The sequence below is a fragment of the Prevotella sp. AM34-19LB genome, from assembly GCF_003468525.1.
GTDB lineage: Bacteria > Bacteroidota > Bacteroidia > Bacteroidales > Bacteroidaceae > Prevotella.
In genome coordinates this window covers 1-16,441 of record NZ_QSIG01000061.1, presented here as the reverse complement: position 1 = coordinate 16,441, position 16,441 = coordinate 1, and the positions used below count along the sequence as shown (strand labels likewise).

Below are 16,441 nucleotides of genomic sequence, written 5' to 3'. Positions count from 1 at the left end.
GGACAAAAGCTTCAAAAACCTAGTGATTATAAAGCTTTTGCCCTTACAGGGCGCATTGCTGCCTGATGCTATACCCAGGGCGTTGCCCTGGGCTAGGAGCTTCTGCCCTTTCAGGGCGTTGGGGGATGACAGAAGCTTCCGTCTTCAGCTTTATTTGCTTCCGTCTTCAGCTTTATTTGCTTCCGTCTTCAGCTTTATTTGCTTCCGTCTTTTTACATTACTTGCTTCTTGCTCTCTTGCTCCCGCTTTTCTTCTTCACCACTTTCTTCACCTCTTTCTTCTTTTTCTTGATTCCGAAGAGGTCGCGCCAGCCGTTGAAATCCTTTTTCATGATCAGACCGAGACCTTGCGTGTTGAGACTGTTTCTGGTGAAATAGCGGTCGTTGGTCTGGTTATACATGCGCACGGCGAGATTGCCGTTCGGGAAGATGAGATAACGGAGATCGAAGTCGCCGATGAAACTCTGCGTGGCATTCGCATTGTCGCGATAGCCAAACTGACCGTTGAAGAGCAGACGGTTGTTGAGCAGCCTTCCGCTCAGGATTCCTTCGTACTCTGCATTGTTGAAGCCTTCATCGCCCGTAGAGATGTTGGCACCGAAATTCCAGTTGTTGCTCTTTACCACATTCGATAATACGGTGTTGAGCTGCTGCGAAATCGTACCGCTCAGGAAACTCTGCATCGCCAGTGAAGTCTGACTCTGCTGGTCGGCATCCTCGCTGCTCTGGTTGTTCTTGGTCTGCGCATAGAATCGTCCGATGGCGAGCAGATAGAGCACCTGCTGGTTCATCTCTTCCTGCGAATTGATGACTGAGTAGATCATCTGCTTGGCATCCGTGTTCACCGTAGGCAGGTCCATTGCGAAATCCACGCTCGGCGATTGAGGGGTGCCCGTGATGTTCATCAGACAATCTACTCGGATGTTGTTGCTGCTGAACGAACGGCCGATGCTCAGGTCGCTCAGCGGAACACCGTTCACCGTATATTTCGCCTGCAGATTCAGGGGGGCATTGTATGGATTACCACCGAAGGCGATGGTTCCGCCCGGCATAAACTCGAAGTCTTTCTTGATTACATTCTGTATCGTGAGCTTATACACTCCGTGGTCCACCACATAGTTGCCGAACATATCGAAGGAGCCCTTGTTAAACCAGTTGGCTCTTAGTACGCCATTACCGTTCAGCGTGATGTAGTCGCCGCTCTGAGGGTCCATCATCAGCTTCAGCGTCAGGTTAGGTGTGGCATTCACCAGGAAGTTGATGCGCATGTCTGATGAGAAGTCGATGTCATCGTCAGCATCCTTCTGTTGCAGCTTCAGACTGTCGGTCAGTTCCGGAGCGATGTCGTGCCAGTGGATGAAGCTCTTGTCGCTGATGGCATCAGGGCTCGCCACGTTATATACGAAGATGCTGCCAGGTCCCGGTTCTGCATCGATGTCGATGATGGTTTCGCCGCTCTTGCCGTGGATGCCCACCTCGCCGGTGGCATAGACGGTACCGTAGAAGGTGTTGTCGCCAAACTCATGGGTGTCGTAGCCCAGGAAGTTGTGCGCCTTCAGGGTGAGGTCGTAGCTCAGTCGGGTGAGGTGCTTGTGATGGATACCGCCGCTTACGAGCGCCATGTTGTGGTTGCGGTCGAAGATGGTATCATTGTTCAGCAGGATGTCATCCGGAATGGCGTGGGCATGCAGGTTCCTGAAACTGTACTCGGTGCCCAGCTGCTTCATGTGCATCTTGCCGGTGGCATAGATGTCGCCCACCAGGTTGATGTCGCTCAGGTCGCCCACCAGGTTCACCTTTCCTCTCGCCCTTGCCTGGATGTTGTCCATGAAACTGCCGCAGAAGCTCTCCATGAATTTCATATTCGTGCCCTGCGCTTCGATGCCCAGGTCTATGTAGTTTCGCTTCGGCGATACATATCCGTCAATGAGCGTCTGGTGCTCCTCGCCCTCGTCTGCCACGGCGTTGATGTCAATCTGGCTCAGTTCCTTGTTGAAGTTTACGTTGGCATGAAGTATTCCCATCGGACCGTGTTCGAACTCGAAGTCCTTGATGTCGAGCTTTGCGTAGGCATCAGGATCATTGAAGATGCTCTTCACGATTGCCTTACCTGAAGCCTTGCCTGAGAAATCCACCGAGTGGAAGTTTACGAGGTTCAGGATATACTCTACATCCACATCCTTCAGCTGCGCCACGATGGAGTCTTCCTTGTTCGGGGTGGCGAGTCCGTTCACCGCCACATGCTGGTCGCCGTGGCTTACTTCGAAGTTTTCTATCTCCAGGTGGTTCTTGCTGTAGGTGATGTCAGCCGGATGCACCTGCCAAGGCTTTTCTCCTATATGGATTACCGATGGCTTGATATCTACGTGGGCGGTAGATACGTTGTCCGTATTCTTGTAGAACTGCGCCTCGGCATTCAGCGCCCCGTGGATAGGCAGGCTCTTGGAGTGGTTGTTGTAACCCAGCGATGCCATCAGGGTGTTGTCGGCTGCCGCTGCCTTTACGTGCAGGGTAGGGCTTGTGCTGCCCGCCGCTCCCGTCTTGATGCGCGCGTCCACCTTCAGCGTGTCGCCCTCGGTGTTCATCTGCAGGCTCCGCCGCTGTAGTCGCTGCCGTTATAGCTGAAGGCAGGCAACTGTGCCGTGAGGTTTACCGAGCGGTCGAGGTCGGAGATGTTTCCGTCTATCACCACCGGCTGCTGGATGTCGAGCGGCACGCCCAGCATTTTCTGCAGTATTTCGGTAGAGGCTATTTCTGCCTCTATGCTGAAGTTGTTCCTTGTCTTGTTGCTGGTCTTGCCGATGCCAGGCAGGGTAGGCAGCTTGCTTGCCAGCATGTTGGTCATGGTCTGAACCAGGGTGCCGTAGTCGTACTGTCCCTTTACGTGGATGTTGGCGAATGGTGCTTCCAGGTCCAGATAGCTGTCTGCTCCTTCGTTCTTGGCGCTCACCCTGATGTCGTTCAGGGTGTAGGTGTTGTCTGCCATCTTCACGCCCAGTACGGTAGGTTGCAGATGCGCCAGGTTGAGCTGGGCTTCATACTGCTTCTTCGGGATGGAGTACTTGCCCGCCACCTGCAGGTTGATATTCGGGTCGGCGATGGATGCGAGTCCGTCGATGAGTCCCTTGTTGTAGCTGCCGTCCAGCCTGATGTTGCTGAATCGGTAGTTGTTGAAGTCGAACTGCGGAATCTCGCCCTTTGCCACGAGATGTTCCTTGGTGCCCTGTGCGGTGATATGTGCGGCGATGATGCCCAGTTTGGCGTTGTCGAGAATCTTGCCCAGGTTGATGCCCTTGGTATCCACCTTGGCGTAGAGCTGCTTGCCGTTCTGATGGGCGTCGATCTCCACGTTTCCTGCGTCGGTGCGCAGTACGCCCTTGGTTCCTATCTGGCTCTTGCCTTTTCCGCTGGCTACACCTTTATAATATATGTTGCCCAGTCGGAGCACCTCTTTCGGAATCTTCACTTTGCTGCCCAGGTTGGCGGCTATCTGCTCCACGCCCTCGTCAGAAACCTTCAGGGTCTCTATGTTGGCGAGCCAGTGCAGCTTCCGGTTCCAGTCGCTCGCCTTGGCATTCGCCTTGAGCAGGATGCTTCCGCTCTGGGTCTTGAAGTGGAGCTGGTGGATGCGTGCCGATGTACTGGTGCCCGAGAAGTGGGTGTCGATGTAGAGGGCATCGTTCCATTTTCTGAGGATAGGAGCGAAGCAAGCCACATCCGACAGGGTGATGAGCGATGGCTTGATGCCGCCCTCAAACTGCAGCGTTTCGCTGATGAGCTTTCCCTTCTCGTTTGTGCGGTAGGTGGCGATGAGGTCTTCCAGCAGCAGGTGGCTCTTCGGGAGTTCCAGTTGGAAGTCGCTCAGGCGCGCCTGATGCTTGTCTGCATTCACCTTGAATCGCAGATTCTTTACTTGAAGTCCTGATTTATCGGTGAAGGCTATCTTCTTGATGGATAGATAAATATCGTTGTCTGTGAGATGGTGCAATGCGATGTGTGCCGAGAGATTGCTGATGCCGATGTGTTGAGGCGAGAATACTCCTGCTGCCGATGCGATGTCGCGCTGGTTGTAGGCGATGGATCCATGGCGGATGATGACGCTTCCGATGCGCAGGTCGAGTGGCTTGTGCTGGGTGGTATCCTTCGAAGCGAGCGAATCGAGCATGAACTGGATGTTCATGTCGCTCTTGGCATTCTGCCTGTAGATGTTGGCTCTCAGACCGAAGAGCTGTGCCGATGAAACCGAGATTTTTCCGTCTTTCAGCGGCAGCAGGTCCACCTTTGCCGAGAGTCGTGAAGCATAGATCATGCTGTCGCCTTTCTGGTCGAGCATTCTCACATCGTCGATGATGATTCGGTTGAAGAAACCCAGGTTGATCTTTCCCACGCTCACTTCTGTTCCGAATTTCTGGGCGAGGGCGTTGGCTACGGTAGAGCCGAGGAAGGTCTGTACTGGTGGCAGATGCAACAGTACGATGAGTATCACATAAAGGGCGAAGATAGTCCAGATGATACAGCTGATGATATGTTTAAATCGTTTCAGAGTCTTATGAATATTTAATGTTAATTTGCAATGGGCATTTGCCGTATTCAGCAATGGCATTTGCCGTTATTCAGCAATGGGCATTTGCCGTTAATTTGCAATCTGTGTTTGTCAAAACACGCTTGCAATCTGAATCTGTATTGAAATTTAGGCACAAATTTACTGCTTTTTTGTTACATTATCAAATAATTTAGTGATTTTTCTTCCTCGTCTTACTTTTTTTTGCTATTTTTGCAGCATAATTTGAATGTTTTCACAAAATAAAACCAGAAAATCAGTTTTAAATATAATATTTTTAATGTAGTTATGGCAAATGTAATTAAGTTACGTAAAGGCTTGGACATAAACCTTACGGGTAAGGCTTCCAAGGATGTAGCCATCCCTGTGGTACAGGCTAGCGAGTATGCACTCGTACCTGCAGCCTTCGTGGGTGTTACTCCTAAGGTAGTTGTACGCGAGGGCGACCATGTCAATGCCGGAGACGCCTTGTTTGTGAACAAGGCTTGCCCAGAGGTGAAGTTTGCCTCACCAGTGAGCGGTCAGGTTACCGCCATTGAGCGAGGGGAGCGTCGCAAGGTGCTTTGCATCAAGGTGAAGGCAGACGCTGAGCAGACCTCTACGGATTTTGGTAAGAAAAACGTTGAGTCGTTGGACGGTGCAGCCGTGAAGCAGGCGTTGCTCGAGGCTGGATTGTTCGGTTACATCAACCAGTTGCCTTACGCTGTATCCACCACACCGGATACCACTCCTAAGGCAATCTTCGTTTCTGCCCTCCGCGACATGCCGCTCGCTGCCGATTTCGAGGTAGAACTCGCTGGCAATGAGGAAGCTTTCCAGGCAGGTTTGACAGCCTTGAGCAAGATTGCGAAACTTATCTTGGCGTTGGAGTTGAGCAGCACTGCAATGCGCTCGGCGAGGCTAAGAACGTGGAACTCAATGTGTTTGATGGTCCTTGTCCTGCTGGTAATGTAGGTGTACAGGTGAACAACATCGACCCTGTAAACAAGGGCGAAGTGGTTTGGACGGTAGATCCTGCATCAGTAATCTTCTTCGGTCGCCTCTTCCTTACAGGTAAGGTTGATCTCCACAAGAAGGTGGCTGTAGCTGGTAGCGAGATGAAGCAGACTGGTTACGCTAACGTGTTGGTAGGTACACCATTCTCAGCTTTCGTTGAAGCACAGCTGAAGACTACCGCACACGTGCGCCTGATCAATGGCAACCCATTGACCGGTACCAAGACCACCTTGGCAGATTACGTAGGAGGACACACCTCAGAGATCACAGCCATCCCAGAGGGTGACGACTGCGACGAGATGCTGGGCTGGATTCTTCCACGCACCAACCAGTTCTCTACATCGCGTTCTTATCTCTCCTGGCTCTTCGGTAAGAAGAAGGAGTACAATCTCGATGCCCGCATCAAGGGTGGCGAGCGCCACATGATCATGAGCGGCGAGTACGACCAGGTTCTCCCTATGGACATCTTCGGTGAGTATCTCATCAAGGCAATCATCGCAGGCGATATCGACAAGCAGGAGCAGCTCGGTATCTATGAGGTTAGTCCTGAGGACTTTGCGGTAGCTGAGTTCGTGGATAGCTCTAAGCTCGAATTGCAGAAGATAGTACGTGAGGGCTTGAACACCCTGCGCAAGGAGAATGCTTAGTTTTTAGTACTGTTAATTATTAAAATAATGAGTGCATTAAGAAATTATCTCAATAAGATAAAGCCTAACTTCCAAGAGGGAGGTAAGCTGCATGCCTTCGAGAGCGTGTTTGACGGTTTTGAGAGCTTCCTGTACGTGCCTAATACGACAGCGAAGAGCGGAGCCAGCATCCACGATTCCATCGACTCGAAGCGCATCATGAGCTTTGTGGTAATCGCCCTGATTCCTGCATTGCTCTTCGGTATGTATAATGTGGGATACCAGAATTTCAAGGCTGCAGGTACACTGGATGCTGCCAGCTTCATCGAGGTCTTCGGCTTCGGATTCCTGGCAGTCCTTCCTAAGTTGCTGGTTAGCTACATCGTGGGTCTCGGCATCGAGTTTGCCTGGGCTCAGTGGAAGCACGAGGAAATCCAGGAGGGTTACCTCGTCAGCGGTATCATCATCCCATTGATCATTCCTATCTCTACACCGCTGTGGATGCTCGCCCTGGCGTGCGCCTTCGCAGTTATCTTCTGCAAGGAAATCTTCGGTGGCACGGGTATGAACATCTTCAATGTGGCTGTGGGTGCCCGTATGTTCCTCTTCTTCTCATATCCATTGGCTATGAGTGGTGATAAGGTTTGGGTGGCTAAGGACGCTATCTTCGGTTTGGGTAACACCCTGCCTGATGGCTTCACAGCTGCTACTCCTCTCGGTCAGCTGGCTCAGGGCAGCATGCCTTCAGCTAGCCTCTGCGATTCTATCATCGGTTTCATTCCTGGCTGTATCGGTGAGACTTCAGTCATCGCCATCGCCATCGGTGCCATCATCCTTCTCTGGACAGGCATCGCATCATGGAAGACCATGGGTTCAGTATTCGCAGGCGGCATCGTGATGGCGCTTATCTTCCAGGCTCTCGGTATGACACCTATCGTTTGGTATGAGCACATCGTACTGGGTGGTTTCTGCTTCGGTGCCGTATTCATGGCTACCGACCCTGTAACTTCAGCCCGTACAGAGAAAGGTAAGTACTTCTACGGATTTTTCATCGGTGCCATCGCCGTTATCGTACGTGTGATGAACCCAGGTTATCCAGAGGGTATGATGCTCGCTATCTTCTTCGGCAACATGTTTGCTCCACTCATCGACTACTGTGTAGTTCAGAGCAACATCTCTCGCCGTGCTAAACGTGCTATTAAATAATGTAGGAGGAATGTAGATATGAAGACAAATTCAAATAGCTATACTATTATCTATTCGGTTATCATCGTGGTAATCGTGGCATTCCTGCTCGCGTTCGTGTCTTCTTCGCTGAAGGCAACACAGGATGCCAACGTGGCTCTTGATACTCAGAAGCAGATTCTGAACTCCCTGAACCTGCGCGACCTTGACAACGCTACTGCGGCTGCCAAATATAAAGAGGTGGTGAAGGACGAGAAGGAGAAGGATGGCATGAAGTATTACGAGTGCGAGATTGATGGTCAGAAGAAGACCGTATATTCCGTAAAGGGTATGGGTCTCTGGGGCGGCATTTCAGGCTTCATCGCCGTGGATGCTGACAACAACACCATCTATGGCGTATATTTCAACCACGAAGGCGAGACAGCCGGACTGGGTGCTGAAATCAAGGACAACCTGAAGTGGCAGCAGAAGTTCCAGGGCAAGAAGATTCACAAGGATGGAGTAGAGGGCATCGCTCTGGGCGTTGAGAAAGACGCTCCTGCCGGCGACCCTAACAATGTGGATGCCGTTACCGGTGCTACATTGACATCCGACGGTGTGGATGCCATGCTCAAGGAAGGTCTTGCTAAATTCATTAAATAATTAAGCGAAATTATGGCATTATTTAGTAAACAAAATAAGGAGGCATTCATCAAGCCACTGAACGGCGACAACCCTGTCCTCGTGCAGGTGCTTGGTATCTGTAGTGCCCTGGCTGTTACTTCTCAGTTGAAGCCAGCCATTGTGATGGGACTTGCCGTTACTATCATCACGGCATTCTCTAACGTGATTATTTCCATCATCCGCAACACCATCCCTCAGCGCATCCGTATCATCGTTCAGCTGGTGGTAGTTGCTGCCCTGGTTACCATCGTGAGCCAGGTGCTGAAGGCTTTCGCCTACGACGTGAGCGTGCAGCTCTCAGTTTACGTGGGTCTGATCATCACCAACTGTATCCTGATGGGTCGTTTGGAGGCATTCGCTATGATGAACAAGCCTTGGCCTTCATTCCTCGATGGTGTAGGTAATGGTTTGGGTTACGCCCTCATCCTCGTGATTGTGGGTGCTGTTCGTGAGTTCCTGGGCCGCGGTTCTCTGCTCGGTTTCCAGCTGATTCCTGAGGGAGCTTACAACTTCGGATATGTTAACAACGGTATGATGACCATGCCAGCCATGGCATTGATTCTCGTTGGATGTGTAATCTGGGTACATCGTGCCTATATTTATAAGGAGGAGAAGTAAGATGGAGCACGCAATAAGTTTGTTTTTCCGTTCGATTTTCGTCGATAACATGATCTTCGCCTACTTCTTGGGTATGTGCTCATACTTGGCAGTATCCAAGAACGTGAAGACCTCTTTGGGCCTGGGTTTGGCAGTAACCTTCGTGTTGCTCATCACCGTGCCTGTAGATTACCTGTTGCAGACCAAGGTGCTCAGCGCCGACGGCATTCTGGGTGTTGACCTCACTTACCTGAGCTTCATCCTCTTCATTGCCGTCATCGCTGGTATCGTGCAGCTGGTCGAGATGATTGTAGAGAAGTTCTCACCATCGCTCTATGCAGCGCTGGGTATCTTCCTGCCATTGATTGCCGTAAACTGTGCCATCATGGGTGCATCGCTCTTCATGCAGCAGCGCATCCTGATGGATCCTGCCAATACTCAGGCTATCACCTCTGTATGGGATAGCATCGTTTATGCCGTAGGTTCCGGTCTGGGTTGGACTCTTGCCATCGTCCTGATGGGAGCCATCCGCGAGAAGATGCAGTATTGCGACGTGCCAAAGCCATTGCAGGGACTCGGCATCACATTTATCACAGTAGGCCTCATGGCAATGGCTATGCTTTGCTTCTCAGGCTTGAAAATCTAAAATAGGAGGACTATAGATATGGGTAATACATCATTTATATTGGCTAGTATCGGAGTTTTCCTCGTGGTGATTCTCCTGCTGGTTATCATCCTGCTCGTGGCTAAGAAGTATCTGAGCCCTAGCGGAAATGTAAATATCGAAATCAATGGCGACAAGACCATCAACGTGCCTCAGGGCAGCAGTTTGATGACTACGCTGAATGAGAACGGCATCTTCCTGCCTTCTGCCTGCGGCGGTAAGGCAAGCTGTGGCCAGTGTAAGGTTCAGGTGCTCGAAGGCGGCGGCGAGATTCTCGATTCTGAGAAGCCTCACTTCACCCGCAAGCAGATTAAGGACCACTGGCGTCTGGGATGCCAGTGCAAGGTGAAGGGCGACCTGAAGATCAAGGTGCCTGAGAGCGTGATGGGCGTGAAAGAGTGGGAGTGCGAGGTTATCTCCAACAAGAACGTTTCATCATTCATCAAGGAGTTCAAGGTGGCTCTGCCTCCAGGCGAGCACATGGACTTCGTTCCAGGTTCTTACGCTCAGATCAAGATTCCTGCATACGACTGCATCGATTACGACAAGGACTTCGACAAGGATCTCATTGGCGAGGAGTACATCGGAGCATGGAAGAAGTTCAACATCTTCTCTCTCAAGGCTCACAACCCAGAGCCTACCGTTCGTGCTTACTCTATGGCGAACTATCCTGACGAGGGTGATATCATCACTCTTACTGTCCGTATCGCCACAACTCCATTCTTGCCACGTCCACAGGTAGGATTCCAGAACGTACCAACAGGTATCGCTTCTTCTTACATCTTCTCATTGAAGCCAGGCGACAAGGTAATGATGAGTGGTCCTTACGGTGACTTCCATCCTAACTTCACATCGGGCAAGGAGATGATCTGGATTGGTGGTGGTGCCGGTATGGCTCCATTGCGTGCTCAGATTATGCACATGACCAAGACCCTGCACACCACAGACCGTGAGCTTCACTTCTTCTACGGAGCGCGTGCATTGGGTGAGGCCTTCTTCCTGGAGGACTTCTGGGAGCTTGAGAAGGAATTCCCTAACTTCCACTTCCATCTTTCATTGGATCGCAAGGACCCAGTGGCAGATGCTCAGGGCGTGAAGTACTACGAGGGATTTGCTGTTAACTGCATCCGTGATACCTACTTGAAGGATCATGAGGCACCAGAGGATTGCGAGTACTATCTCTGCGGACCTCCAATGCTGATCAAGACTGTAACAGATTATCTGGATTCTCTCGGAGTTGATCCTGAGAGCATCATGTACGATAATTTCGGATAAGTTTTTCAAGATGGGGAATTGTCCAGAAAATGTTCGGAGCTTTTTTTTGGTCAATTTCTCAATTGGCGAGCGGCACCTGCTTTTTGCGGGTGTCGCTCATTTCGTTTTAGTATGTTAGGGGGGTAATGTATGGTGGTGCCCTTCATTTTATGAACCCCGCCTGGCGTCCCCCGTGGATTGCCCCCGCCAGGCGTTCCGACGGATTTGCAATCCGTCGTTAAAAAGGTTCGACCTATAAACATCTGGGGATTTGTAATCCCCCAATAAAAGGAAAGCATACTCCTTTGCTGCGGATTGCAAATCCGCAGAGCCTAAATAGGTTAGGACATTTTTTTAACGCCGGATTTCAAATCCGGCGGGACGCCTAGCGGGGTACGGGCAGATTGTAAATACGTTGGAGTGCCAGGGTAGTGTTTTCGGTCTGAATAGCCAAAATGTATTTCCCTTAGCTTAAAATAATTGAAATTGCGTTTGGCTAATTCGGAATTTCTTCGTAACTTAGCAGCGCAAAACGTAAAGCATATAGGAATATGGCAAAAATAGTAAATAAATATCCTGTAGGAATTCAGACCTTTGAAAAAATCCGCGAGAAAGGTTATCTCTATATAGATAAGACCCAATACATCGTGGATTTCAGAGAAAAAGGTATGAAGTATGTCTTCCTGAATCGTCCAGGGCGATTCGGAAAGTCGCTCTTTGCTTCAACCCTCCATGCCTATTTCGAGGGAAGAAAGGAACTTTTCGAGGGATTGGCCATTGCTGATTACGAGAAGGATTGGGTGAAGCACCCAGTGCTTCATTTTGACTTGAGCGGTGCCAAGCACATGGGCGTGGAGCAGCTGGAAAGATATCTGGCTGATATGCTTGAAGAGCAGGAAATGCATTGGGGATACAAGACGCATCTAGTGGATGCCAACCTCCGTTTGAAAGACCTGGTGGAAAAAGCATACAAGCAGACAGGCGAAAAGGTGGTTGTTATCATTGATGAATATGATGCCCCATTATTGGATGTGGTACATGAGAAGGAGAATCTGCAGCCGCTTCGTCGCATCATGCAGAACTTCTACAGTCCTCTGAAGATGCTCGACCCATACCTGGAGTTCACCTTCATCACGGGCATCACCAAGTTCGCACAGCTCAGTATCTTCAGCGAACTCAACAATCTCGATAACATCAGTATGTATAATCAGTATTCAGCTATCTGCGGCATCAGCAAGAAGGAACTTACCACGCAGATGAAACCGGATGTGGCAGCATTGGGAGAAGCTCTTGGCATGACGTATGAGGAATGTCTGGCAGAGCTGACAAGATTCTACGACGGCTATCATTTCAGTGAGAAATCAGAGGATGTCTTTAATCCGTTCAGTCTATTGAAAGCGCTGAATGCACGCAAGATAGCTCCTTATTGGTTTGGCTCAGGCACACCAACTTATCTTATCAAGACGCTGCAGAAGTATCACGTCAACGTGATGAATATTGAGAAAATATCATGTGATGTGGATGATTTCGATGTTTTTCCGGAACTGATGACTTCTGCACTTCCGATGCTCTATCAGGGTGGTTACCTCACTATTAAGAAGTATAACCCGATACTGCATCGCTATACTTTGGATTATCCTAATGAGGAGGTTAAGATTGGTATGCTCAAGAGTGATTGGAAGATTGAGGAAGAATAAATAAGATTATGAATGTCTTAGCAAACTCGTTTAACTCGTATCTCCAAAACGAAGTGGCTAAGGCTGAGTAAAAAAACAATACCGGGCAAGGAGATGATGCTCCTGCCCGGTATTGTTTTTAAGATGATTGGATTATTTGTTGACGTCGATATCTGTTGCATTTGCCTCTTCCCAGTTTCCAGCTACAGCTTCGAAATTGATAGGCTGCAAGATTGGCAGGCCATGATCATCATAGCCACCACCGAAGATGAGGGTGTAGGTGTAGCGCTTGCCCTGCTCCCAAGTTTGACCGAATGGTACGTAGAGGGTCTTATATTCTGTTGCTGAGCCGAAAACGTATTCTGTTTCCTGCTTAATCTTGCAGGTGATTTCCAAATATACTTGATGCTCAGTATCTGCTTCCGCCTTTGTCTTTTTTACATCCCATGCCGTCAGTTCCTGTGGTACGAACAACATTGGGCCATCTACAGAAATGTCTGCACCATTGCTGGTAACTGTAATCTTTTTCCCCGTTACAACGGTGAATGCTCCCCACTTTGAACCAACGGTAGGCGCTGTTAATTCCCATGTGCCCTTTTCAGAACTTGTTTTAGGCAATGTATAAGTACCTTTTGTCCAGGGATTATGAATTTTGATTTCATTAATTTCCACCTCCATATTTTCTAATTGTGTCTTAGCCTTAAACACAACCTGAGACAAAATATGCTTGAATTGGAATTTCACTCTTCCACCATTTTCTTTTGTCTGAGTCTGGTTCGGAGCAATAGCATACATTACATCCAAGTTTTTCTTGTCGGTTCTACCTGCATACTCATCTAAAGGACTATAGCTAATGGTTTTTGTATTATTATTAATATTCCATCCATAAACGTTTGTCATCTCCATATTTTCCTCCACTTTTTCGAAAGATCCTGGGCTAACAGCGTAGAAATTCAGTGCAGTATTTGCTGGCCAATAATGAATATCAGCATCATTTGCATAATCCCATTCCCCTGACTTATTGACAATCTTGATGCCTTTCTGACCCAATTGGTTGGCTTTCTCTCCCATGAAAATAGTACCATCAGTGCCGTCTTCATTTCTAGTGAACGCAAATACATTAAAATCGGTACTGGTGATATTGTCAGCGCCAATAATGTTTGCTCTAGTCTCCGCCTTATTACCAACTACATGAAATCCGATAGCGTTGTTAGCTGTTGTTTCTACATTTGCAAGCTCGTTGTCTGATGAGCATGCTGAAAGCAATGCCATAGAGGCCAATGCTGTTCCAAAAATTACCTTTTTCATAATTTTACAGTTCTTTTTTTATCTTTTACTATTGTTAAATTTATTTTTTTACTATTTCAAGTTTTATCCTTTGCTATTTATAGCTTTATCTTTAACTATTTCAAGCTTTATCTTTTACGATTAAAAGCTTTATTTTCGGATGCTAAACCCTTAACATATAATGTCCTCATTCACATCCGCCCAATCATCAACTCCTACATCGAAGCCAGCACCACCGCTGGAATTATTTCCACCGTTGCCTCCTCCGCCTCCTCCGTCATTCTTATTATCCGGAACGGTGAAGTTGAAATTGATGATGAGATGCACATCACCGATATGACCCCTTACGGGAACCGAGTGAACCTGTGCCGAAACATCCTGCTCCAAGACATACACCTTGCCATCCCTGCTCTTCAGATAAAGCTTGAACACCTGGGGCGTAGCGATGCTCTGACAGTAGCCGAAGGTGTAGAAACCGCCCTTGATCTGATTATTGGCAGTCTCTCCTCCGAAAAGAAGATTCTCCGAAACTCCATCGGGCAATTTGTCTTCCGCCATCAGCAGTGATCCTGACATCCCCGAAAGACTCGCTCGGATATCCGCCACTCTTTCCAGATTCTGGATGCCATTCACCTCGTAAGTGTAACGGCTCACCATCCTCACCGGATACAGGGTGATCACCTTCTCCGTGCCTTCTGGAATATTCTCCAGCGATACCCGGTCGATGTGGTCGCCGCAGAGCCAGGAGGGAGTGGTGCATGCCTTGGTGCTGTCGGGCGCCTGTACGCTGCGGGTCTTGGCAAGATACTCTACATAGCTGTTGGGATTCTCCCAACTGATGCCGCTCGTATCGTAGTTGTAGCAGATGACGCGATACTCGTTTTCGGGCAACTCAATCTGCCTTCCTTCTCCGTTCGGAAAATCGAAGATCCACGGCTCGCCCCGGCCATCTTTCGGAAAGAAGATCACTCGCATGCCTTCTGGCTTCTGAAAATCCTCATATCGCTCCCAGTTGAATTCCACCCTTAATGAGCGGAACGAGGAGGTGACGTAGCGGAATTCCTTGTGCTCGCACGACGAGAGTATCAGAAAAAAGAGCATCAGGCTGAGGGCTTGGATGATTCCAGATCCTCTGAAGATTCTAATCCTGCTCATTTCCGCCTCCTTTCTCTCTGTTCTTCCTGCCTGAGAACTTGCGGTTGGTATTGCCGTGTCCTATCAGCCATACCAGCGAAATCTCTGCCTTGGTGGGACCTATCCAGCGGCGCTCCTTGGTGGATTGCCATACGTAGTAGTCAGCCTCGGGCTTATACTCGTGATAGATGCCGCCCCAATAGCCGGCGCCGATGGTGAAGTCGATGTTCAGCCTTCGGGCGATGGGCAGCGAATAGCCGTATTCGGCTCCCACGATGTAGTTCATCTTGTCCCAGAGCGTGCCTCCGGGCTTTCCGCCCATGTAGCCGCGTCCTCCGGTTTCGAAGTCGTATGTGAAGATCTGGCCGTAGATGCCGATGTGGTGTCCGGTGAGCGGTTTCTCCCTGGTAGCTTTTCCCCACCATTTTCTGATGGCGATGTCACCGCCGTAGGCTCGCCAGTACCAGTGTCTGCGGTCGGTCTTCCACCATCCGTACATCCAGTTGGCAGCCACCGACCAGTTTTTTCCAGATACATCTCCACTCCGATGTTCGGAATCAGGAGCGCATCGTAGAGCATATTGGTCCGGATGTCCATATAGAAGGGTTTCCGGATTTTCTGCATTGCGATGGACTGGGTGTCGGGGGCGCAGATGGTATCTGCCGGTGGGATGAACGCTGCAGCAGTGGTATCCGATTTCTGAATCTCCGAATTCAGATTTTCCGTTTTCGGAATCTCCGAGCGATGCACCTTCTCGTACCATAGATGCAGCTTGGATGATCGGAGCAGCGGGAAGTATTTCCTGTACATATATAAATAAGGTGTACCCCCTCGCAGCTTCTGTATCTTCTGCAGATGACTCTCCTCCGCCTGGGCACCGCTTTTCTGTTCGCTGGCTATCTGGCGCAGCATGGAAAGGGTTTCCTTCCGGTAGGGGAGTTGTGGATCATTTTCCACCAGCCTGATCAGGCCATTCCAATCTCTTCCTAAGTAATGGGTAGTTCTTAGCGAATCGGGCAATTCACCATAGCGGGAGAGATAATCGAACAATACCTTTGCTCTTTTCTCAGACAGCCAACGGTTGAATTTCACGCTTCCCTCGGGTGAGGCACCGCCCACTACGAGGATCTTTCGCAATTGATAGGCAGAGTCTGCGCTAGTGATGCGCATCGTATCTGCTATCCTGTTCAGTGCCGATTGGTTGTTGCGCAGGGTAGGAACGAGTTCTATCTTTCCCTGTTTGAAATAGATCCTTACAGAATCCTGCATGTCCTGGTGGTTTTGAGCCGCAAGGCTTGCCCCATAGAACATGAAAGCCATGATCAGAATCTTATTTCTTGTTAATCCACACATTATTATCAATAGAGTTTTAAACTCTGTTCTTATATATCTTTTTACTTGTTTACCTATACTTTTGTATTCGGCTGCAAATTTAGTGAAAAATAATGAATTATAGGGGGGGGAGTCCGTTAATAAAACTTAATCGTGATAAAATTGTAATTGTTTCATCTATATATAAATATGTATGGCTGAAAAATGATATGTGGAGTTTGCAATTGAAATGTTTCTAATAATGCTATTTTGTGCGGGTTATGCTATTTACAACTTGTGATTGTTTATTGTTTCCGAACAAATTAAGCCCTCTTGTATAATGTAGAGGATGGCGCTGATGTCGGCTCTGGAATATACGCTGCCGTGAGAAGTGATGTGCTTGGCAAACTTCTCGATGGTCATCACATCGGTGTACTGCGAGATGGCGAACGCATTCTGCTTCTCGGTCTTCACCAGGTCGGTGTCCT

11 protein-coding genes and 2 pseudogenes are annotated in these 16,441 nt (G+C 49.2%); 7 read left to right on the top strand and 6 right to left on the bottom strand.

Annotated elements, in window-relative coordinates; genetic code table 11:
• Nucleotides 1–217: 217 nt before the first annotated feature.
• Both DW830_RS16740 and DW830_RS16735 read right to left on the bottom strand, forming a co-directional pair.
• The gene (locus DW830_RS16740) at nt 218–2,584 is read right to left on the bottom strand and encodes a translocation/assembly module TamB domain-containing protein (protein WP_233544544.1); all 2,367 of its coding nucleotides are present in this window, start codon (nt 2,582–2,584) and stop codon (nt 218–220) included.
• Nucleotides 2,581–4,602, bottom strand: coding sequence for a hypothetical protein (locus DW830_RS16735; RefSeq protein WP_233544543.1), 2,022 nt, complete (start codon nt 4,600–4,602; stop codon nt 2,581–2,583). Before DW830_RS16735 ends, DW830_RS16740 begins: the two co-directional genes overlap by 4 nt.
• Nucleotides 4,603–4,848: 246 nt before the next feature.
• Between DW830_RS16735 and DW830_RS17160 the strand changes: the two are divergent.
• The 7 genes and pseudogenes from DW830_RS17160 (at nt 4,849) to DW830_RS13715 (ending at nt 12,242) form a co-directional block, all read left to right on the top strand.
• Nucleotides 4,849–6,203, top strand: a pseudogene (locus DW830_RS17160) (Na(+)-translocating NADH-quinone reductase subunit A).
• A gap of 27 nt (nt 6,204–6,230) precedes the next feature.
• On the top strand, nt 6,231–7,388 hold the full coding sequence (locus DW830_RS13740) for an NADH:ubiquinone reductase (Na(+)-transporting) subunit B (protein ID WP_119250285.1): 1,158 nt from the start codon (nt 6,231–6,233) through the stop codon (nt 7,386–7,388).
• Between the two features lie 18 nt (nt 7,389–7,406).
• Nucleotides 7,407–8,009: an FMN-binding protein gene (locus DW830_RS13735; RefSeq protein ID WP_089542478.1), complete on the top strand. Its 603-nt coding sequence runs from the start codon at nt 7,407–7,409 to the stop codon at nt 8,007–8,009.
• A 12-nt stretch (nt 8,010–8,021) separates the two neighbouring features.
• Complete coding sequence (locus DW830_RS13730; protein WP_118200428.1) at nt 8,022–8,648, top strand: NADH:ubiquinone reductase (Na(+)-transporting) subunit D; 627 nt, start codon at nt 8,022–8,024, stop codon at nt 8,646–8,648.
• Between the two features lies 1 nt (nt 8,649).
• Complete coding sequence (gene nqrE, locus DW830_RS13725; protein WP_117664010.1) at nt 8,650–9,273, top strand: NADH:ubiquinone reductase (Na(+)-transporting) subunit E; 624 nt, start codon at nt 8,650–8,652, stop codon at nt 9,271–9,273.
• Nucleotides 9,274–9,291: 18 nt separating this feature from the next.
• Nucleotides 9,292–10,566: an NADH:ubiquinone reductase (Na(+)-transporting) subunit F gene (gene nqrF, locus DW830_RS13720; protein WP_089542481.1), complete on the top strand. Its 1,275-nt coding sequence runs from the start codon at nt 9,292–9,294 to the stop codon at nt 10,564–10,566.
• 530 nt (nt 10,567–11,096) lie between these two features.
• Complete coding sequence (locus DW830_RS13715; RefSeq protein WP_119250284.1) at nt 11,097–12,242, top strand: AAA family ATPase; 1,146 nt, start codon at nt 11,097–11,099, stop codon at nt 12,240–12,242.
• Between the two features lie 132 nt (nt 12,243–12,374).
• Here the strand turns inward: DW830_RS13715 and DW830_RS13710 are convergent, their stop codons facing one another.
• From DW830_RS13710 to DW830_RS13695, 4 genes and pseudogenes are all read right to left on the bottom strand, one after another.
• A complete protein-coding gene (locus tag DW830_RS13710; protein ID WP_119250283.1) occupies nt 12,375–13,529 on the bottom strand; it encodes a fimbrillin family protein in 1,155 nt (384 codons plus the stop codon).
• Nucleotides 13,530–13,679: 150 nt separating this feature from the next.
• Nucleotides 13,680–14,663: a DUF5119 domain-containing protein gene (locus DW830_RS13705; protein ID WP_119250282.1), complete on the bottom strand. Its 984-nt coding sequence runs from the start codon at nt 14,661–14,663 to the stop codon at nt 13,680–13,682.
• Complete coding sequence (locus DW830_RS17155) at nt 14,650–15,141, bottom strand: DUF3575 domain-containing protein (RefSeq protein ID WP_317125428.1); 492 nt, start codon at nt 15,139–15,141, stop codon at nt 14,650–14,652. The genes DW830_RS13705 and DW830_RS17155 overlap by 14 nt, the downstream gene beginning before the upstream one ends.
• Before the next feature lie 1,100 nt (nt 15,142–16,241).
• A pseudogene (locus DW830_RS13695) lies at nt 16,242–16,441 on the bottom strand (hypothetical protein); the annotation flags it as partial.

Bases quoted from the DNA above. Each gene is read 5' to 3' on its own strand.
- DW830_RS16740 (WP_233544544.1), bottom strand. From the start codon at position 2,584: ATGAACACCGAGGGCGACACGCTGAAGGTGGACGCGCGCATCAAGACG.
- DW830_RS13740 (WP_119250285.1), top strand. From the start codon at position 6,231: ATGAGTGCATTAAGAAATTATCTCAATAAGATAAAGCCTAACTTCCAA.
- DW830_RS13715 (WP_119250284.1), top strand. From the start codon at position 11,097: ATGGCAAAAATAGTAAATAAATATCCTGTAGGAATTCAGACCTTTGAA.
- DW830_RS17155 (WP_317125428.1), bottom strand. From the start codon at position 15,141: ATGTACGGATGGTGGAAGACCGACCGCAGACACTGGTACTGGCGAGCC.
- nqrF (WP_089542481.1), top strand. From the start codon at position 9,292: ATGGGTAATACATCATTTATATTGGCTAGTATCGGAGTTTTCCTCGTG.
- DW830_RS13710 (WP_119250283.1), bottom strand. From the start codon at position 13,529: ATGAAAAAGGTAATTTTTGGAACAGCATTGGCCTCTATGGCATTGCTT.
- DW830_RS13735 (WP_089542478.1), top strand. From the start codon at position 7,407: ATGAAGACAAATTCAAATAGCTATACTATTATCTATTCGGTTATCATC.
- DW830_RS16735 (WP_233544543.1), bottom strand. From the start codon at position 4,602: ATGCCATTGCTGAATACGGCAAATGCCCATTGCAAATTAACATTAAAT.
- DW830_RS13730 (WP_118200428.1), top strand. From the start codon at position 8,022: ATGGCATTATTTAGTAAACAAAATAAGGAGGCATTCATCAAGCCACTG.
- DW830_RS13705 (WP_119250282.1), bottom strand. From the start codon at position 14,663: ATGAGCAGGATTAGAATCTTCAGAGGATCTGGAATCATCCAAGCCCTC.
- nqrE (WP_117664010.1), top strand. From the start codon at position 8,650: ATGGAGCACGCAATAAGTTTGTTTTTCCGTTCGATTTTCGTCGATAAC.